We start from the raw sequence: 18981 nt of genomic DNA, 5'->3' as shown, positions 1-18981 counted from the left end.
CCCAAAGCCTATGCGCGGGGTGAAAGACGTGTGGCCATGTTTGCCATGATCGCGGCAGCCGCAGCGCGGGTAATGCCGGCCCAGGACTGCAAGACGTCCGGAGTTATGCGGTAGGCAGGACCGGTGACGGAAATGCCCGCAACGAAGTGCCGGTTATTGGCATGTATCGGCGCGGCAACGCAGCAAATGTCCGCCTCGTGTTCTTCCCGGTCATAGGCATTGCCTTCCGCCCGGATCTGCTCGATTTCCCGCCGCAACGCCTTGGCATCGGGCAGCGTGCTCGGAGTAAAACGCTGAAAAGCGATCTGGGCAATGCGCGCCTGAAGCTCGTCGTCGGGCAGGGCGGACAGGGCTGCCTTGCCGACGCCGGTGCAATAGACCGGGGCGGTATTGCCGATCTGCGAATACATGCGCACGCTCTGCCGGCTTTCGACCTTGTCGAGGTAGATCACCTCGATACCCCGCAAAACGCCCAAATGAACCGTTTCACCGGTCTGCTCGTGCAGTCTCTGCAGGTGCGGTTCGGCAATGGTGCGAAAATCATTGCTGGCCCAGGCCCTGGAGGCAAATTCCAGCAGGCGTAGCCCGAGGCCGTAGGAGTGATCCCGGTTCAGGTCGAGAAGTCCTTCCTCGATCAGATTGGATATTTGCCGGTGCAGTGTGCCACGCGGCTGGTCGGACAGTTTGAGCACATCGGTAAAGCGAAGCGGCACGGGCGATGACGCAATGATGTGCACGACCTCAAGCGCCTTTCCGAGCGTCCCCGTTGAATTTTCCCGTGCCTTGCCCATTGAATCGCAACCGCCTCTTGACTTTCGGCACCATAGGATGACTATTCTATATAGTCAAATCAAGTTCCAAATAATGGAACAATGCAGCGAGATTTTCTCATGATGCCCTCGGCGATTTTCCCTGACCTGAAAGATCGTTCTGTCCTGATCACCGGGGGAGGGTCCGGGATCGGCGCAGCGTTGACGGAAGGGTTTGTACGCCAGGGGTCGCGCGTTGCCTTCATCGACATTGCAGATGAGGCTTCGCAGGCACTGGCAGAGCGCCTCGACCGCGAATATGGCAATCGGCCGCTCTATCTCAACACGGACCTGCGCGATATCGAAGCGCTGCGTGCCTCTATCGGCCGCGCCATTGAGGCCCACGGCCCGGTGACGGTGCTTGTGAACAATGCCGCCTGGGACGACAGGCACGACATCGATGATGTGACCGTCGAGTACTGGGACAAGAACCAGTCGGTCAATCTGCGTCCGCAATTCTTTGCCGCGCAGGCCGTTGTGCCGGGCATGCGGCAGGCGGGGGGCGGTTCCATTGTCAATTTCACCTCGACATCCTTCATGATCAATCAGGGCAACTTTCCCTCCTATACCGCTGCAAAGGCTGGGATTATCGGCCTGACCAAAGGCCTTGCCGGACGCCTTGGGCCGGAGAAAATCCGCGTCAATGCAATCGCGCCGGGATGGGTCATCACCGACCGTCAGCGCGAACTCTGGGTGACGGAAGACGGTTTGAAGTCCCACATCGACAAGCAGGTTCTCAAGGAAGAAATCCAGCCCGGCGACATGGTCGGCCCCTGCCTGTTTCTCGCCTCCGATGCCGCCCGCATGCTCACCGCTCAGACATTGATTGTCGATGGAGGCTACCTGTGACCACCGCTGCAACCTATGCCGTTGCCGACTGGGGAACGAGCCGTTTCCGTCTCTGGCTTCTCGACCGTGAAGGCCATGTCGTCGCCGAGCAGCGTTCGGACGACGGTCTGGATACCTCCCGCGCGCGCGGTTTTGCTGAAACGCTCGAGGATCATCTCGCCAGCCTGCAAGCACCGGTGGATTTGCCGGTCATCATCTGCGGCATGGCGGGTTCGCGTCAGGGCTGGGTGGAAGCCAATTATGTCCCGGTTCCGGCGGATCTTACCGCCATTCTTTCCGGGGCGGTGAAGATTGCCGGTATCAGGCGCGATGTGCGTATTATTCCCGGCCTGTCGCAGTCGGGCAGCGCGCCCAATGTCATGCGGGGCGAGGAAACCCAGCTGCTGGGTGCCATGCTGGCGCGCAATCTGCGCAGCGGCCTCGTGGCCATGCCCGGCACGCATTCGAAATGGGTCGAGCTGGACGAGGGCAGGGCAACGTCATTTTCCACCTTCCTGACCGGCGAGCTCTATGCGCTTCTGGCCGGGCATTCGATCCTGCGGCATTCCATCGGCAACGCCGCAGAAGCGGTGACACCGGACCACCCCCAATTCACCGCGGGGCTTGAACTGATGCTTGGCGGCAACCGGCGCATGCTGGGCGAGCTCTTTGGCATCCGCGCAGCCATGCTGCTGGAAAATCTGCCGCCGGACGGTGCCGCGTCGCGGCTGTCCGGTCTGCTCATTGGAACGGAAATTGCCGGGGCCAAGGAAAAATTCGGCACCTCGGCCACCATTGCACTCGTCGCATCCAGCGCGATGGCCACGCTTTATGCAAAAGCCATGACCGTTGCCGGCCTGAACTTCGATATCGTCGACGCCGATGAAGCGGTGCGCAAGGGCCTGTTCGTTGCCGCGTCACAGCTTTGGCCAGCCATACAAGGATAATTCCAATGCCCCAATCGTCCGCTCCCTGGCCGAAACTGAAGCGCGATCTCATCGCGATCCTGCGCGGCGTCAAGCCGGATGAAGTGCTGGCCATCGGCGAAGAACTGGTGGAAGCCGGTATCGATGTCATCGAGGTGCCGCTGAATTCACCCGAACCGTTCCAGTCCATCGAGCTCCTGGCAAAGACGCTGCCGTCCCATGTCCTGATCGGGGCAGGGACCGTGCTTGATCCCGCCGACATTGCGCGCCTCGATGCAGCCGGGGGCCGCCTGATGATCAGCCCCAATGTCGATGCCGCCGTGCTGGCCGCCGCCGCCCGGGCCGGGATGGTCACCATGCCCGGCGTGTTCACGCCGACGGAAGCGCTGGCCGCCTTGCAGGCCGGAGCCTCGGGCCTCAAGTTTTTCCCGGCAAGCGTCCTGGGGCCGGACGGCATCAAGGCGATCAGCGCCATCCTGCCGAAGGGAACAGTCATCGGCGCCGTCGGCGGCGTCGACGAGAACGGCTTTGCCGCCTACGCCAAGGTCGGGGTTCGCACCTTCGGCCTGGGTTCCAGCCTGTACAAGGTCGGCGCATCGGCTTCCCACGTCGCTGAACGGGCAAGGGCCACGGTCGAGGCCTATGACCGCACCTTCCAAGCCGGAGCCTGACCATGGATCAGCCGAAGATCAGCATCCTGCACGACGACCCATGTGAACTCGGCGAGGGCCCCGGTTACGATCCGCTGACAAGCACGATCTGGTGGTTCGATATCGTCACCGGCCGGCTTTTCGAGAAGCCGCGCGCCGGGGGTCCGGCCGCAATCTACCCGCTCGGCCAGATGGCGAGCGCGCTTGCGGTGATCGATGCGGAGCGCCAGCTGATCGCGACGGAAACAGGTCTGTTTATCCGCGACCGCAAGAGCGGACACACCGTCATGCACCAGCCCATCGAGGCGGATAATCCGGTGACCCGCTCGAACGACGCCCGCGTCCATCCGGCGGGCGCCTTCTGGATCGGCACCATGGGCAAGAAATCGCAGAAGGGGGCAGGATCGATCTATTGGTACCGGGAAGGGCAGTTGCGCACCCTTTTCACCGGCATTTCGATCACGAACTCGATCTGCTTCTCGCCGGACGGGCGCATCAGCTATTTCGCCGATACCACCCGCAATATCATCTGGCGGGTCGATACGGATCCGCACACCGGCCTGCCCATCGGCGAGCCCGCGGTCTTCTACCAGCACAAGGACGCCGGCGGCATCGACGGCTCCGTCGTTGACCGCGACGGCAATCTCTGGAATGCATGCTGGGGCCGCTCGCATATTGATGTCTATTCGCCCGATGGCAGACGCATCCGTTCGATCGCAACCCCGGCGCGGCAACCATCCTGCCCGGCGTTCATCGACGCCGACTCCGCAGCCCTGGTGGTAACGACTGCCTATCATGACATGACGGAAGCGGAGCAAAAATCCGATCCCAATGCCGGCAAGACATTCCTGATCGAGCTGGCCGGGAAGGGGCGTTTCGATCCGCCTGTGCGGTTGTGACAATCTTGCCCGTCTCAACCCGAAAGGTCGCGTGCCAGATATGTTTGCTTGCCGAATAGGACAATGATGATGAAGCCGGTGGCTGAAAAGACAATGGCGAGAAGCAGCCAGCCCGGCAAACCCCAGCCAACCAGCAGGGCCGTGAGCAGAATGGGGCCGAACATTTCGGCGGCCGCAGAACTGGTATTGAAGAAACCCTGATATTCGCCCTCCTGCCCCGGCGGCGCCAGTCGGAAGCTCAGATCCCAGGCTCCGGCCATGTGCATCATCTCACCCAATACATGCAGCATGGCCGCCAGCAGAGCGAACACCACCGTCAGCCATACCGCCGATGGCACAGCCATTGCTGCAAAAAAGAAACAGGCCGCAGACAGCAGAAGGGTGGCGAAGAAGATCGACCTGCGCGCCTCGCATGCATTGGTGACCCGGCGTGCCAGCCGCACCTGCATCAGCATGACACTTACGGTATTCAGGCCATAGAGGACCGAAGCGATCCAAAGCGGGGCGTTGGTGTGCAGTGCAATCCACAGGGGCAGCGCCATGTTGAGCAGAGGAATGTAGAGAAGAATGACCGTGTTGAGCAGCGTCAGGCTCATATAGGGCCGGTCTCCCAGCACGGTGAGCGGAGAACCTTTCCGGACGGTGGCAGGTCCCGGCACGACGGGCGGCAGCAAACGATAGGCGGCAGCAGCAACGAGGAAAATTGCCCCGCCAAGGGCAAAGGCCAGCCGATAGCCGGTCAAACTGTCGAAATACAATGCCAGGCCGCCGATCATGGCACCGGCCGATAGGCCGCAATTGCCTAGCGCACGCAGATACGCGCTCGTTTGCGTGCGCTGGCTGGCATCAATAAGGGTCGCAATCATCGCCATGCGCGCGGTCATGGCGCCACGCAGACATGCGGCAAAGCAACAGGCGGTTATGACAAAGGCCGTGCCCCCGCTAACCAACAGGAAAATCCAGTCGCTGACGCCCGCCCCAACGGTCAACCACGCCGCAATGTTGCGCGCGTTCCAGCGATCGGCAAGAATGCCGATGGGCAATGGCACAAGCAAGCCAACCAATCCGGCTACCGTCAGGCCAAGGCCTATTTCGAGCGGCGCTAAACCGGATGCTCTCGAAAAGAACAAAACAGAACTGGAAAAATATACACCGGCGGCGACGGCACCCATCGTCTGGGCAATGGCAAGCCCGCGAACTGTCCTGTCCGTCGGCAAAATGGGCGATGGGAAAGTGCAGCGGTTCAACCGATTTTCTGGCTATCGCCATGCAGCGAGATGACTTCGGGCGACCAAGACACCGAAGTGCAACCGGCGGTTATCGCTACCGGAGCCTCTCCATCGGCTGTCGCAATTGCATATGCTGGGTTTGTTATAATCATCCTCCGCTGGATTAACCCCCTGCACGAAAAGCCTACATCAGATCGAAATGACTGAGAATTAGACCAACGGACTAGAGGCGGCAGGGAAGGCTGTCTGATTGTCCCTCGCAGCGAAAAAAGGCCACGCCGATGCGTGTTTCCGGACACATGTCCGGGAGAACCGGTGCAATTTGCAGTGAACGCAACTTGGAGTAGTTGACAATAGCGTCAAAGCTGCCAATCAGGCTGGAATGTTAACCATATTCCTCCGGCCGGGAGACATAATCCGATGGACAAGCTGAATTTGCATCAGGACGAAATAGACGCATTTGATCTTGCTCCCATTTCCCTCTGGCTGGAAGATTTCAGCGACGTCCGGAAATTCTTCGATTCCCTCCGGCGGGCGGGTGTCGACGACATCACGTCCTATCTGCGCGAGGATGAAAACCGGGTGCGCGATTGCGCAAGGCTCATCCGCGTCATCAAGGTCAACAAGAAGACGCTGTCGCTGTTTGAAGCCGCTGATTTCAGCGAACTCGTCGCCAATCTCGGCGCCATTTTCCGTGACGACATGCTGCAGACGCATGTGCAGGAGCTGGCGCAGCTTTGGCAAGGCAAGGGCGAGTTCTCCAGCGACACCGTAAACTATTCGCTGTCCGGCAAACGCCTCGATATTCAGCTGCGCGGCAAGGTCTTGCCAGGCTATGAAACAAGCTGGGAAAAGGTTCTTATCTCCATCGAGGACGTGACCGACCGGGAAGAAGCGAGACGGCAGCACGCGGCAAGCCAGCGCTATGCCGAGGGTCTCTTCGAGCATTCTCCCGTATCCCTGTGGGTCGAGGATTTCAGCAAGATCAAGAAGCTGCTTGACGGGCTGCGCAACCGCGGCATCGAAGACTTCCGGGTTTTCACCGATGTTCACCCGGAATTCGTCCAGCAATGCGCCAGCGAAATCCGTGTCATCGACGTGAACCGCGAAACACTCAAGCTTTTCCAGGCGCCGGACGCCATGACCCTGCTGCGCCGCTTGCCCGACGTGTTCAAGGACGAGATGAACGTGCATTTCCGCGAACAGCTGATCGACCTGTGGAACGGCAAGCTGTTCCATCAACGGGAGACGGTCAATTACGCGCTCGACGGCTCCGAACGCCATGTCCTTCTGCAGTTTTCCGTGCTGCCCGGGCATGAAACAGACTGGTCACTGGTTCAGATATCGCTGACCGATATCACCGCGCGCAAGAAAGCCGAAGCCTATCTTGAATATCTCGGCAAGCATGATGTGCTGACGCGTCTGCACAACCGTGCCTTCTACGTCGACGAGTTGAACCGGCTGGAACGCCGGGAGTTCTTTCCGGTCTCCATCGTCATCCTCGATCTCAACGGACTGAAGACAACGAACGATCAATGGGGCCACGGTGTCGGCGATGGACTGTTGCGCCGGGCTGGCGAAATCCTCAGCGAAGCCGTGAAGCCGCCGCACTATGCCGCGCGGATCGGCGGCGATGAATTTGCCGTACTTCTGCCGGCAGTCGATGAACCCGGTGCGGTGGCGGTCGTCGAGGAAATTGTCAGCCTGATCGAGATCAACAACCAGTACTATTCCAATATTCCGTTGAGTTTTTCGATCGGCTGGGCCACCAGTGCCGCCGGCGAGAAACTGGAAGCCGTGGCAAAGCGCGCCGACCTGCAGATGTACCAGGACAAGCGGCTGCGCTATTCGACCGGTGAAACCGGCTGGCGCAGCGGTACGACCGTGCGCGAACAGGGCTGATCGATTTGGCTGTTGTCAGGGCATGTCTGCACCCTGGAAGCAAAAGATAGTTCCATAACTACTCTTATGCGATCTTTGTATGTAGCCGGGTGGGTTCTATTTCAAAGTGCGGCTTTGCTGCGATAACAAGGACTTATCGCAGCAAAGGAATTGCTCATGAATGGACTGCTTCGGCACACCTACTCCCAAATCACGCTCGATGAGCGGCGTAAGATCGAGCGCTGGCGCGCCGCAAAGATCAGCGTTGATATTATTGCCGAGAAACTGGGGCGGCATCGCTCGACGATCTCACGCGAACTGAAGCGCAATATATTCGATGATCCCGAGATGCGAGAACTGACGGGTTATTACGGTCTGGTGGCCGATACGAAGTCAAAGGACCGGCGTTACAATCTGCGCAAACTGATGCGACGGCCGCTGCTGCGCGAGGCTATCATCGAGCTTATCCGCCACGGCTGGTCACCCGAACAGATCGCAGGCCGCCTCAAGCTGGAAGAAGCGCGACACGGCATGAGTGTCTGTCATGAGACGATCTACCGGTTTGCCTATTCGAAAGATGGTCAGGCAATCAAACTGTGGCATCACCTGCCGGAGCGTCGCGCTCGACGCCGTCCGCGGCGTGCTCGGCGCTGTTATGGCCGCCGGTTCAGCCCGGAACTGAGTATCCTGCATCGACCAAACAGCGTGCGTGAACGCAAGCAGTTCGGTCATTGGGAGTGTGATCTCATTCAGTTCAGGAAGAAGTTCGGCGAAGCCAATATCACTTCTCAGGTTGAGCGGGTCAGTCGCTTTACCGTGTTCCTGCGCAGCAATGACCGGCAGTCGCGGCCGATCATGGCGCGTCTGATACGGACGCTGGAAGCCCTGCCCGTCCGTGCACGCCGGTCAATTACCTTTGACCGAGGCACCGAATTCACCGATTGGCCACACCTACAAGCTGGGCTTGGAACTCAGACAAGGTTCTGCGATCCGCAGTCGCCCTGGCAAAAAGCACCGTCGAGAACACAAATCGCCGGGCACGCAGATGGCTTTCGAGGGATGTCGATTCCCTGGCCATCAGCGATATCGAACTGCACCGCGTCTGCAACCAGCTCAACACCACACCCCGCAAATGTCTGGGCTTCAGGACACCGGCCGAAGTCTTCCGGCAAAAGGTCATGGCCAGGAGGCCCACGAATGGATTAGCTTGCCGATGCAGCAAGGTCGCGCTTGGCCGAGAACTCACAGAACGGCCTATCACCGCAAAGGACTTTGCCTATGAACGGATTGGTTGGGCATGTTTATGCTCATCTCCCCCTGAAGAGCGTCGTACAGCCGATGATAGCTTTGCAAGCTCGCCGATAAAACTACACCTTCACCGGTATTGGTCCGTTTTCATCAGATAGCTCTGTACGTAATCGCGCACGCCCTCCTCGAGACTGTAGAAGGGTTTGCTATACCCCGCACCTCTCAGTTTTTCCATCTTGGCTTCAGTAAAGTACTGATACTGGTTGCGGATGGATGCAGGCATATCAATAAATTCCATATCGACAGATTTGCCATTGGCAATTCCGATAGCCAGCATCAATTCCCGGAACGACCGGGCTTTCCCCGTCCCCAGGTTAAACAGGCCGCTGACGTTACGGTTGCCAAGCAACCAACCTATGACAGAAGTGCAATCCTTAACATAGATAAAGTCGCGCAGCTGCTCCCCGTCCGCATAGCCTTCCTTATGCGATTTGAACATGCTGATTTTCTTGTCAGCCAAGATGAGCGGCGTATTCTTTGCCACGAGGCTCTTCATATCTCCTTTGTGACCTTCATTCGGGCCATAGACATTAAAGAACTTCAAGCCTGCCCATTGCGGCGGAGCTTGATGGCGGCGCGCGCGCTCTAGTGCCCAGCGATCAAATGCATGTTTCGACCAGCCATAGAGATTAAGCGGTTTAAGCATATCCAGGCCCTCGTCGCTGTCGTCATCAACAAAGCCGGCACTCCCATCACCGTAGGTTGCAGCAGAGGAAGCATAAATGAAAGGCGTTCCTGTTTTAATGCACCAATTCCAAAGCCGGACCGACAGCCGGAAATTGGATCTGACAATTTCATCTGCGTCAGCCGCCGTGGTCGATGAGTTCGCCCCCATGTGAACAACGGCATCTGCACCGGCCAAGCTTTGGAGATAAACATCGACCTCGTCGGGAAATACGATGTCGTCAAAGCGACGCTTGGCAATATTGCGCCATTTGCTGTCAGTGCCCAACGAATCGACGATGACGATATCGCTTCGTCCCGTTTCGTTGAGGTCAGCAGCAATGTTCGAGCCGATGAAGCCAGCCCCGCCAGTTAAAATTATCATTGGATCTACTTTGCTTTCAAGTCTTTAGCCGTTGAATCAAACCAGTCGTAGAGTGGCCAAGCGTCAGATGCGCCAACATTACCGAACCGCCCGAAGCGCGAACGATATCGGCGCCGACCACCTGATCTTCAGTATAGTCCGCCCCTTTGATGAGGACATCGGGTTTGACCGCGGCGATGAGTTCGTAGGGTGTATCTTCTCCAAACAATACGACCGTTGCCACACCTTTCATCGCGCCGATGGCTTCCGCACGAGCTTCTTCCGTCTGCACAGGCCTTGTAGCGCCCTTAAGACGGCGAACCGATGCATCCGTATTCAACGCAATGACAAGCCGATCGCAGCTTGCCGCTGCCTGCCTGATCAGCGATACGTGCCCGGGGTGGATGATGTCAAAACACCCATTGGCCAGGCCAACCGTCAAGCCGCTGTCACGCCAAAAGGATCTGGCCGCCAATAAACCTTGAATATCCAGCAAGCGCCCATCTTGAATGTCAAGATGCCCCTCGGAGTCCTGGATCGAGGCTACCAATTCTGCAGGCGAGACCGTCGCAGTCCCAACTTTTGCGACAACAAGACCGGCAGCATGATTGGCCACACGCATAGCCTCGATAAGGGGCACCCCAGCTGCAATTGCTACACCCAAAGCTCCGACAACCGTATCACCGGCACCAGAGACATCAAAAACCTCACGTGCAACAGTAGCAAGATGGATCGGTTGGAGATTCGCCCCAAAATAAGACATGCCTTTGTCTGAACGCGTCAGCAGAATGTCAGCCCCGCAATTCTGCCTTGCAATCTCAGCGGCAAAGGCAGCCTCTTCATCGGTTTCGCAGACTTGGCCAGTCGCCTGTGCTAATTCTGCCCTGTTAGGGGTTATGATTGATGCACCGCGATAGGCAGAGAGATTGCGGCGCTTTGGATCGACCAGAACAGTCTTACCCATGGCTCTTGCATGCGAAATGGTCTGTGCCAGTACGCGATCGCTAAGTACACCCTTTCCATAGTCCGATAAGATTATTAAATCCGAGCTTTCAATCGCATCCTTGGCCGCTTCTATGATCGCTTCTTCTATAGCAAATGATATCGCAGAGGTGTCTTCGCTATCGACACGAACAATTTGTTGATGGTGCCCCATTATGCGTGTTTTGGTGATAGTACAGCGACTGTCGTCAAAAACGACGCGATCGAAATCAACGTTGGAAAACGGGGTTAAGCTTGCTACCAGCCTGTCGTAACTCACATCACGATTAGCAATACCGACTAGATTGGCCCGCCCCCCAAGTGCTGCGACATTCGCGGCAACATTGGCAGCCCCGCCGGGGACTACACGTTCGGAAACCCGGCGCACGATCGGCACCGGCGCTTCGGGTGAAACACGATTCACGTCACCTTGTATATAAATGTCGAGCATCAGATCACCGATGATCGCCACCTTTGCAGACGCAAATCGCTGCACTATATCCCACATTTCAAGTCGCTCCTGACATCTGCCTCTCGGCCGAATACCCTGCTTTTGTTAAGGGTGCCAACTCCACAAAAGCCGTGTAGAGGTGATAGAGGCTGCTGGCTGGTACGAAGTCAATAAGCGCACAATGCGCTTCATCGACCCGATCAATCCAGCCACCTTCGAAGGGTTGGTGAAGAAAAGTATTATTCAGGGCATATGCCATCGCCTCCGCCACGGGTCTGGCATCGCCATCACCTGCCTCAGTCCTGACTGCGGCAATTTTCGCGCCTTCCGCGTGCGGCCAAAGCCGGTGAGACCGCCGCCTCGCCTCCATTGTCAGCGATACCTCATCATAACATAGAAACTTGGCGTTGAGGCCATGCCGACGAGCCGTCTGCCACAGGCGATCGGAAATCAAACTCTCATCTGTCTTGGCGAGCGAACCGAATCTATGCAAGAGCCAAGCCCATTCAAACTGGTGACCTGGCTCGTAAAAAAGGTCGGGCGATTGCTCATCCAAGACTGACCAGTCATCACCATATTTTTCGACGAGCACGCCATGCTTGTGCATGAACATCCTGCTTTTAAAGTGCTCAACTATAGCCGCGGCTCGAACGAGAAAATCCCCGTCGGGAATGGCTTCGTGAAGAGCAAGATAGGCCTCAAGTAAATGCATAAGAGGGTTCTGCGCTTTCAGAGAGGTGGAAGGCGGAAACTGATCAAAGAGGCCAAAGGAGCGGGGATCACTTAACCGTTGATCAACAAAGCTCACGACGTGGTCGATAGCCAGCCGAAGGTTCCTGTCACCCGACAATCGATAGGCAGCGGCAAAGGAAAAAAGTACGAACGCATGTGTGTAGCTATCCCTGACACTGGAAACAACATCGCCATTCTTCGTAATAGAAAAGTGCAGGCCGTTCTCTGCACCACCAGCGTCGCAAAAGCATTCAAGAAGATTCTCAACAGCCCGCATGGCATACTCCGCTCCTTGCGGAAACACGCCGGTCGATGCAGCATGGCTGTAGACAAAAATCTGACGCGCCTGAACCATAGCGCGATGCGGAGTGTTGAGCAGAACATTGCCAGTGAGATCCAGTCGCTCTGCAAAGAGTGACGTCTCTTTAGAGAACGTGTTGTCGTGCCAAAACGGCAGAACGACGTTCTTTATATGCGCGCAATAGCTTTCAATCGATTCGGAATAACCAACAGTCATGGGTTCTTGATTTAACCTAAGAGGAAACGTGTGTCGATGAAAGGCATTGAAGAACGAACTGATCCAGATCCCCGCCTGCAAATTTGAAACCCCGTATTCCAGCAGCGGCTGCGGCTTCCAGATCGCTATCCTTATCTCCTACAAGAAACGACTGCGCAAAATCAGTCGGATAGTCCCGAAGCGCACGGAATATCATGCCAGGATTGGGCTTCCGGTCAGGATGGTCGTGTCTGTATGCCTCCAGCGGCGCGTCTGGAAGATAGGGACAATAATAGAATGCCGAAATGTCTCCGCCGCGTCGGGTAAATTCGCCGTTCATCCAATTGTGGAGCGCTTGCACGTCACCCTCCGAGAAAAAACCACGCGCCACACCGGATTGATTTGTAACGATCACAACACGATATCCAGCGTCCTTTAAGCGTTTCAACGCCTCAAAACAGCCCTTCATCCATACAATTTCATGCGGATGGATCGGATATCCGGTATCCACGTTCAAGACACCATCCCTGTCGAGGAAGGCCATCGGGCGCGTGTCACGCGTCGCATTGGCGATCACCATCAACACCTGCCGAATAAAATATGACGCTTCAAAAGCAACGCTTCTACTCTCTGACTATCGGAAGTTGCATCTCCACTCGACGCGCATACCATGGGCGTGTAGGCTAACCAAGCGCATATTAGATACTTTAACGCAGGATTAATAGCAAAACGGATGAACACGATACCCGAAACGCCGGCGGTGAAGTCAATTTCAACGCGATATGGCGATATGACCTACTTTGCCAAAGATTCTGGCGCCATAAGGCTCTCCCTCGAGAAATATGGTGAATGGGCCGAGAATGAAATCAGCTTTATCAAGAAATTCCTACAAGACGGTGACACCGTCATCGATGTTGGAGCCTATATAGGAACGCATACACTCGCTTTCGCCCGTCATGTGGGGCTGGGCGGGTCCGTCATTGCCATAGAAGCGCAAAAAACGACGCATCAACTTCTGATCCGGAATATCGAAGCCAACGCGCTTGCCAATGTGCGCATCGAAAACGCAATCGCCGGAGCGCAAGTTGGGGATCGCGATTTATTGGCGATCAATCCGGATAGCTCGGACTCCTTCGGCAGCGCGTCGGTGCTCGCTGCTGTTCCGGATGTAACAACGGGTGTCACCGATAGTTCACACCTGTCCGTTCGCCAAATCACTCTCGACTCACTGGATCTTCGACAATGCCAGCTGATCAAGATCGACGCAGAAGGTATGGAGCATTTCGTGCTCCAAGGTGCATCCAGCACGCTTCAGCGCTTGTCCCCAGTGATCTATGCCGAATGCAACTCGCTCGATGGCGGGCTGAAAACCTGGGAGATTTTGAAAGGTGAAGGCTATCAAGTCTTTGCTCATGTGGTTGATGCCTACAATGAGCAAAATTTCATGGCAAATCCGCTCGATATATTCTCAGGCGCACGCGAGGTCGCGCTCGTCGGCGTGCAGGGCAAGAACCTTGAAATGTGTAGGGCCTATGTTTCTCGGAAATGCGAGATGGTCCTTGAGTTGGAGACGGCGGATGATCTGGCACTGGCCCTTTTCAACAAACCGCAATATGTTCCGGAAATCCTGCGCACCTGTGCCGCCGCCCGTACTGGCGGGGCACTGATTCTAGACACGCATGACAATCAAAAACTGGAGATCGAACGATCTCACGGCGACGTCGCCTTCCTGCGGTATAAGCTTGCCGCAGAAGCAGCGGAAAAAGACGAACTGAAGGCACTGGCAGCTACCTCCTCACGTGTCATCGACGAGCTGCAGCGCGACGACCGCATTTTGCGGCAGACAATTGCCATATCGGAAAGTCATTCCAATGACCTGCGTTTTCGTTTCGATCAAATAACAGAGGAAAAGACCGAATTGCATCATCGACTGACAGCTGTCTATGGGTCGATGTCTTGGAAAATCACCGCCCCGTTGCGCGCTGTTATATCTATGTTGCGGGGCCAACAACGAACGAACTGACCTACAGTATCTGAATTTGTTCAAAATTTCGTCTTACATAATGGAGTTGCACGTGGATCGCGGGACAGACATTAAGTCGACAGATTTGCAGAGCCTTCTGGAACGTCTGAAACAGCTTACAGATCGGCTGGAATATCTCGAACAACATCATGGCGACGCACTGACCGACTTCGGCCAGCGGTTGGCAGCAATCGAAGAAAAACATGGTGATGCACTGGTTGCGCTCGGTTCCAGGCTGGCGCATCTTGAGTCAAGGACAGGGCAAGCAGATGCACCCGCCCAGCCGCAGCCTGCAGCCAAAACACATGATTTTACCCTGCCGCCAGGAACATTTCTCGGTCATATCCCGGAACGCTACAGCAGCCAATTGAAGCGGTACGAAGCCTTAGGAGGCATATTCGGCAACGAAATCAATACCATCAGCTACGGCTACGGCGATATGGTGCGGTTCTACGGGCTGTGCATGGCGTTTGATCTCATCGAGAAGGACAAAATCAAAGGTGAAGTGGTCGAGCTTGGTGTTTATAAGGGCGATACCGCTGTACTGCTTGCCAATTTCGCGAGAAAATCGGCGCGTCAATTGTACCTCCTTGACACGTTCAACGGTTTTGACGATCGCGATCTGGAGCTAAACGAACAGCACCTGAGCGGTGCCTTCAGCGAGACAAGTCTGGAGTTCGTGAAGAAACGTGTTGGTGAAGAGAACACCAGTTTCGTTCAAGGTTTCTTTCCCGATACCGCCGCGCATCTTCCGGCATCAGGCCGATATTCCCTCGTCCACATCGATACCGATCTTTACGCCCCGATCAAAGCGGGATTGGAATATTTTTATCCCCGGCTTAACGACGGTGGCTTTCTTATCATGCACGACTATATGAGTTTGTGCTGGGAAGGCGCCATTCGAGCCATTGACGAATTCTTTGCGGACAAACCGGAACACATCGTCCCGATTCCGGACCTTGCCGGAACAGTGATAATCCGTAAGATCGGCAGATGAACCCGCCAAGTCAGATTGTCATGTTTGCGCAATACAATTGCAGTGTCCTGTTGGTAGTTCCATTTTCCCAAACGGGAAAACATCGTGCCGGCACAGAACCAATCATCCTGTGTTCGGCTTCCGTTTACGCAACTTGATGATTGTTTAGAATCCGGAAGATCAAAGCAGATATGAATTGGACAACCCAGAACTGTGAAGACGAGACTTACTCTCACAAATTCAATGATGTGGTTAGGATTATCAGTGAATGGTTTGAAGCGCATGGCGGCGTAGCTGACAAAGATGTGCTCGAGTTTGGATGTGGCGAAGCGACAGTTGCACTCGGGTTGGCTCTCCAAAAGAAACCTCAAAGGCTCGTTGGGGTCGAGATCTTGGATGTGGTTTTCAAATGCGCGGATTACGCGCGAAAAAACATGGGTCTTGAGACACTGCCGAATAATCTGGAGTTGTACAAAATTGAGCCAGGGCAGCGGCTTACCGACCTGGGTACCTTTGACTTCATCTACACATGGTCGGTTTTTGAGCATGTCCGAAGGGACACCCTACAAGATGCATTCCGCAGTATCGCGGAGGTTCTAAGGCCGGGTGGCGTCGTGTTCCTGCAGATATCTCCATTGTTTTATTCGCGCGACGGATCCCACTTGGCACCGTGGATCAATCAGCCATGGGGACATCTCTCCATGGAGCACGATGTATTTAAAGAAACTTTATGGGATGCGCCTGCAACCCCCGAGGCACTCAGAAAGGCTTGGTCAGTCTATATACCGTTAGATGCCGACCAGGAGATTGAGCGGCAAAAATTGTGGGAGACCTACGTCACACTCAATAAGATTACAGCGCCACAACTGGAAAGAGCTGCCACGGATGCAGGCTTGCAGATAATAAGGGATTATCGAACTAAGAATGATGATGCGATTCCCTTGGATATTGCTGAAATTTATGACGAAGACACTCTCCGAACGGAACAGATTGTGTGGTTATTGACCCATAAGGAGCCGCCATCTCGAGCCGCCTTGGTTCAACAGCGGCGTTAGTGTATTAATTAAATGCAGATCGTCGGCTGCTATAGATTCGGCGCCACCGGTTATCTTTGGAAGAAAAGTCTTCGAGGACCGATCGTAACAAAAAATTATAACCATGTGAAATGGCATGGCTTGTTCACCCTGAAGAATTGACGATCACCGCGGCTTTTACGTTAGATGATAAATACAAATTATACTGTGAATTGGGTCGGACTGAATCAACAACATCATTGTGCGTTTGACAACCGCATGACAGTGACAAGCATCGGTAATTGAAGTGGCTCAAGAGCACGTGACAAACAAAACATCCCCCTTAGACACCCCGTTTCGAATCTATATTTGGCTATGTGCCATCGTCATCACGATATTGGCGATGTTTCAAACCATAGTCGCTTACAATCCTGTTCCCGTATGGGATATGCAGGAAGGGTATCTTGGGTTTTTGGAAAAATTGCAAGACGGTCATTGGAGAGCTTGGATAGAGCCACACAATGAGCACCGAATTCTCCTGCAAAGAATCATATTTTGGTTTGATAACTACGCATTCGGCGGCATCAGCATCTTCGCTATCACAGCGAATTTCATTTGCATTTCTTGCAACATAGCCTTGTTTTACCTGCTGGCGAAACGGCGGAATGCCTCATCCATTCCACTTGCTCTTATCATTTGCTGGTGCTTTTTGCTTGTGCAGGGCGAAAACATTACGTGGGCATTTCAGGCCCAGTTTCACTTGGCTTATCTTGTGCCTTTGGCAGGGTTGTATTTAATTGCCGTCGAGCGAAAAGACCTAAATTGGCTGCGGTGTCTTGGGGCGGTCGGGGCAGGCCTCCTTTCAATCGGCACCATGGGCAATGGAATTCTAGTCCTACCGCTCTATGTTGCCTATGCGATTGTCATGCGCTTCCCGGCACGTCTCACCGGTACCTTTCTTGGTGGACTGGCACTAGAATTTATATTTCTACTATGGAACCATAGTCCAGGCGCTGCTCCTTTAAACCTAGGCTTTTTAACCAACCTGGATACCATAATACTGTTCTTGCTAAGACTATTGGGATCACCTTTCCATTACTTACTGGGGTCGTCTGATCGGTTCTACCAAGTGGAGATAATGGGGCTTGTTTATCTGCTGCTTCTATCTATGAAAATTGTGCAATTGCTCCGCCAAAAACCTTCTGCTGCAGTGGACTGGGCGCTGGCGACCTTCGCTCTCTACGTCGTCTTGAGTTATGCGGGTGCATCCGTTTCCCGCTCCAACATCGGCATGGGACTTGCCGTCACCACTCACTACACCACCCCTTCCCTGCTGGGCTGGCTGGCTCTTTCGATCCTTTATTTCGAGAGTTTTCAACGGCGGTTAAGCGCGGCTTGGAGGGTCACCACACTTTCTGTTTTTTTGCTTGTCCTTATCGCCTATCAATACTCCGCGTTGGGTTATTTTTCTGGCCCTTTGTTCGATTGGAAGGTTGCCACCCTCGGCTTGGCGTTAGGCGTTGATGATCAGATTGCGCAAAGAACTCTCACAGCACCTGATTTCTACAGGCAGATAAAGCAGTATTCGGAACCTGCATATCAATCGAACTTCGGCTATTTTCAATCAATTCCCTTCTCCGGCATCAGAGAACAGCTCGGGCAGGCGTCCCGTGAAAACAAGCAGCCAAACGTGCAGGACTGTTCGATAGCGCCCTTCCAGATGATGACAACCACAGATTCAAAATTCTTGCGTTTCTCGTCATTTATCGAATTAGATACAGAGCACGCCACCGCTTATCCGGATTTTGTACGCATTCTTGACGAAAAGAACCGTCAACTCGGTTTCGCACTGGTGCAAAGTGGGTGGAGGGACAGGCGCGAGATCACTCCAGCTAATGGTAAATATCGTTTTAAGGTCGAAGGTTATGTCGCGAGCTCAATTGGACGACATATTGATATCGTAGCGGAAGCTGGTGGGAAGCAAGTCTGCAATGTGAGCACCGAAATACCTTCTCAGCCAATGCAACTCAAAATCCCATTCGCCTATGGATCAAGCGGTGATCTGCCGATCGCGCAGGTATTGGATGTCAAAGATATTACAGGTGGAGATGGACTTCAGACCAATTTGTGCAGCTATGGACTTCAGGTCCTCGGCACATTTGGTCCAGACGGGGATGCAACTAAGGCTGCGCTACGGTTTCAACTGAGAAGCGGCCAAAGCTTCCTATATCGTTCAGGACCTACAGCTGGGAATCAACGTTTGTCCATCGTTGATGGTTCGCAGTTCCTCATGCCGCAGGCGCTGGATTGGTTAGAAGTTACTCTGGATCCCTCACTTTACGGGAATAAAGATTCCATTGATGTATCCGTATTGGATGAAGGAAGTGGCTGGGGAGAGTGGTCGGCAATTGCTGCCCGTGTGCCTGTCGACAAGTGCAGACCGCCACACAAGAAATGAGTTGAAGTTTGGCCGCAGGTATTGTGAGTAGTCTCGGACGGCGCCTTTCAAACAGCCCAGATGGATCGTTCCCTTGAGCTTATTTGGATTCTTCATTGATGCGTATTGACCGCCCTTCCCTGTGGTAACCGTCCATGCAAACGCTGGTGCGCGGCCCGCAAGATCCAGCCGGGCAGGCAAAACGATGAATTTTTTGCGGCCATTACAACAATGTTAAATAAGATCATTGGACTTGGTGCGGCAATTTGATAGGCCTTCAATAAATAGGTGACGGAGGGGGGCGTTACCTCCTTG

Annotated in this window: 15 protein-coding genes and 1 pseudogene; 10 read left to right on the top strand and 6 right to left on the bottom strand. The window is 54.8% G+C overall.

Annotated elements, in window-relative coordinates; genetic code table 11:
• Positions 1-8 precede the first annotated feature (8 nt).
• Positions 9-791: an IclR family transcriptional regulator gene (locus ACIQWS_RS16640; RefSeq protein ID WP_403181625.1), complete on the bottom strand. Its 783-nt coding sequence runs from the start codon at positions 789-791 to the stop codon at positions 9-11.
• A 99-nt stretch (positions 792-890) separates the two neighbouring features.
• On the opposite strand from ACIQWS_RS16640, the gene ACIQWS_RS16635 reads away from it, so the two are divergent.
• From ACIQWS_RS16635 to ACIQWS_RS16620, 4 genes are read left to right on the top strand one after another with little or no spacing between them, the layout of a single operon-like run.
• Positions 891-1658 (top strand): SDR family oxidoreductase, encoded by a 768-nt coding sequence (locus tag ACIQWS_RS16635; protein ID WP_346308435.1) that lies wholly within the window; start codon positions 891-893, stop codon positions 1656-1658.
• Positions 1655-2584, top strand: coding sequence for a 2-dehydro-3-deoxygalactonokinase (locus ACIQWS_RS16630; protein ID WP_403181620.1), 930 nt, complete (start codon positions 1655-1657; stop codon positions 2582-2584). The genes ACIQWS_RS16635 and ACIQWS_RS16630 overlap by 4 nt, the downstream gene beginning before the upstream one ends.
• A gap of 5 nt (positions 2585-2589) precedes the next feature.
• On the top strand, positions 2590-3234 hold the full coding sequence (locus ACIQWS_RS16625) for a 2-dehydro-3-deoxy-6-phosphogalactonate aldolase (protein ID WP_346308433.1): 645 nt from the start codon (positions 2590-2592) through the stop codon (positions 3232-3234).
• A gap of 2 nt (positions 3235-3236) precedes the next feature.
• Positions 3237-4112, top strand: a complete 876-nt coding sequence (locus tag ACIQWS_RS16620; protein ID WP_403181616.1) for an SMP-30/gluconolactonase/LRE family protein — start codon at positions 3237-3239, stop codon at positions 4110-4112.
• A 14-nt stretch (positions 4113-4126) separates the two neighbouring features.
• Here the strand turns inward: ACIQWS_RS16620 and ACIQWS_RS16615 are convergent, their stop codons facing one another.
• Entirely contained in the window at positions 4127-5329 is a 1203-nt protein-coding gene (locus ACIQWS_RS16615; RefSeq protein WP_403182529.1) for an MFS transporter, read from the bottom strand.
• 432 nt (positions 5330-5761) lie between these two features.
• Between ACIQWS_RS16615 and ACIQWS_RS16610 the strand changes: the two genes are divergently transcribed.
• Together ACIQWS_RS16610 and ACIQWS_RS16605 are read left to right on the top strand one after the other, a co-directional pair.
• Positions 5762-7243, top strand: a complete 1482-nt coding sequence (locus ACIQWS_RS16610) for a diguanylate cyclase domain-containing protein (RefSeq protein WP_403181613.1) — start codon at positions 5762-5764, stop codon at positions 7241-7243.
• A 156-nt stretch (positions 7244-7399) separates the two neighbouring features.
• Positions 7400-8415: pseudogene (locus ACIQWS_RS16605) on the top strand (IS30 family transposase); the annotation flags it as partial.
• Between the two features lie 182 nt (positions 8416-8597).
• Here the strand turns inward: ACIQWS_RS16605 and rfaD are convergent.
• The 4 genes from rfaD to ACIQWS_RS16585 are packed head-to-tail and all read right to left on the bottom strand — an operon-like array spanning position 8598 to position 12797.
• Positions 8598-9578, bottom strand: coding sequence for an ADP-glyceromanno-heptose 6-epimerase (gene rfaD / locus ACIQWS_RS16600; protein ID WP_403181610.1), 981 nt, complete (start codon positions 9576-9578; stop codon positions 8598-8600).
• A gap of 16 nt (positions 9579-9594) precedes the next feature.
• Positions 9595-11046, bottom strand: a complete 1452-nt coding sequence (gene rfaE1, locus ACIQWS_RS16595; RefSeq protein ID WP_403181607.1) for a D-glycero-beta-D-manno-heptose-7-phosphate kinase — start codon at positions 11044-11046, stop codon at positions 9595-9597.
• A 1-nt stretch (position 11047) separates the two neighbouring features.
• On the bottom strand, positions 11048-12238 hold the full coding sequence (locus ACIQWS_RS16590; RefSeq protein ID WP_403181605.1) for an AGE family epimerase/isomerase: 1191 nt from the start codon (positions 12236-12238) through the stop codon (positions 11048-11050).
• A 16-nt stretch (positions 12239-12254) separates the two neighbouring features.
• On the bottom strand, positions 12255-12797 hold the full coding sequence (locus ACIQWS_RS16585) for a D-glycero-alpha-D-manno-heptose-1,7-bisphosphate 7-phosphatase (protein ID WP_403181602.1): 543 nt from the start codon (positions 12795-12797) through the stop codon (positions 12255-12257).
• Between the two features lie 153 nt (positions 12798-12950).
• On the opposite strand from ACIQWS_RS16585, the gene ACIQWS_RS16580 reads away from it, so the two are divergent.
• The 4 genes from ACIQWS_RS16580 (at position 12951) to ACIQWS_RS16565 (ending at position 18687) form a co-directional block, all read left to right on the top strand.
• The gene (locus tag ACIQWS_RS16580) at positions 12951-14240 is read left to right on the top strand and encodes an FkbM family methyltransferase (protein WP_403181600.1); all 1290 of its coding nucleotides are present in this window, start codon (positions 12951-12953) and stop codon (positions 14238-14240) included.
• Between the two features lie 52 nt (positions 14241-14292).
• The gene (locus tag ACIQWS_RS16575) at positions 14293-15237 is read left to right on the top strand and encodes a TylF/MycF/NovP-related O-methyltransferase (protein ID WP_403181597.1); all 945 of its coding nucleotides are present in this window, start codon (positions 14293-14295) and stop codon (positions 15235-15237) included.
• A gap of 170 nt (positions 15238-15407) precedes the next feature.
• Complete coding sequence (locus ACIQWS_RS16570) at positions 15408-16271, top strand: class I SAM-dependent methyltransferase (RefSeq protein WP_403181595.1); 864 nt, start codon at positions 15408-15410, stop codon at positions 16269-16271.
• 280 nt (positions 16272-16551) lie between these two features.
• On the top strand, positions 16552-18687 hold the full coding sequence (locus ACIQWS_RS16565) for a hypothetical protein (protein ID WP_403181592.1): 2136 nt from the start codon (positions 16552-16554) through the stop codon (positions 18685-18687).
• Positions 18688-18981: the final 294 nt, after the last annotated feature.

Origin of the sequence: Phyllobacterium sp. NPDC097923 (assembly GCF_044760925.1) — a bacterium.
GTDB classification, from domain to species: domain Bacteria; phylum Pseudomonadota; class Alphaproteobacteria; order Rhizobiales; family Rhizobiaceae; genus Phyllobacterium; species Phyllobacterium calauticae.
This window is presented reverse-complemented; position numbering and strand designations above follow the sequence as displayed.

Coding starts and splice junctions, on each gene's coding strand:
- ACIQWS_RS16580 (WP_403181600.1), top strand. CDS start 12,951: ATGAACACGATACCCGAAACGCCGGCGGTGAAGTCAATTTCAACGCGA.
- ACIQWS_RS16610 (WP_403181613.1), top strand. CDS start 5,762: ATGGACAAGCTGAATTTGCATCAGGACGAAATAGACGCATTTGATCTT.
- ACIQWS_RS16570 (WP_403181595.1), top strand. CDS start 15,408: ATGAATTGGACAACCCAGAACTGTGAAGACGAGACTTACTCTCACAAA.
- rfaD (WP_403181610.1), bottom strand. CDS start 9,578: ATGATAATTTTAACTGGCGGGGCTGGCTTCATCGGCTCGAACATTGCT.
- ACIQWS_RS16635 (WP_346308435.1), top strand. CDS start 891: ATGATGCCCTCGGCGATTTTCCCTGACCTGAAAGATCGTTCTGTCCTG.
- ACIQWS_RS16640 (WP_403181625.1), bottom strand. CDS start 791: ATGGGCAAGGCACGGGAAAATTCAACGGGGACGCTCGGAAAGGCGCTT.
- rfaE1 (WP_403181607.1), bottom strand. CDS start 11,046: ATGTGGGATATAGTGCAGCGATTTGCGTCTGCAAAGGTGGCGATCATC.
- ACIQWS_RS16585 (WP_403181602.1), bottom strand. CDS start 12,797: ATGGTGATCGCCAATGCGACGCGTGACACGCGCCCGATGGCCTTCCTC.
- ACIQWS_RS16620 (WP_403181616.1), top strand. CDS start 3,237: ATGGATCAGCCGAAGATCAGCATCCTGCACGACGACCCATGTGAACTC.
- ACIQWS_RS16590 (WP_403181605.1), bottom strand. CDS start 12,238: ATGACTGTTGGTTATTCCGAATCGATTGAAAGCTATTGCGCGCATATA.
- ACIQWS_RS16625 (WP_346308433.1), top strand. CDS start 2,590: ATGCCCCAATCGTCCGCTCCCTGGCCGAAACTGAAGCGCGATCTCATC.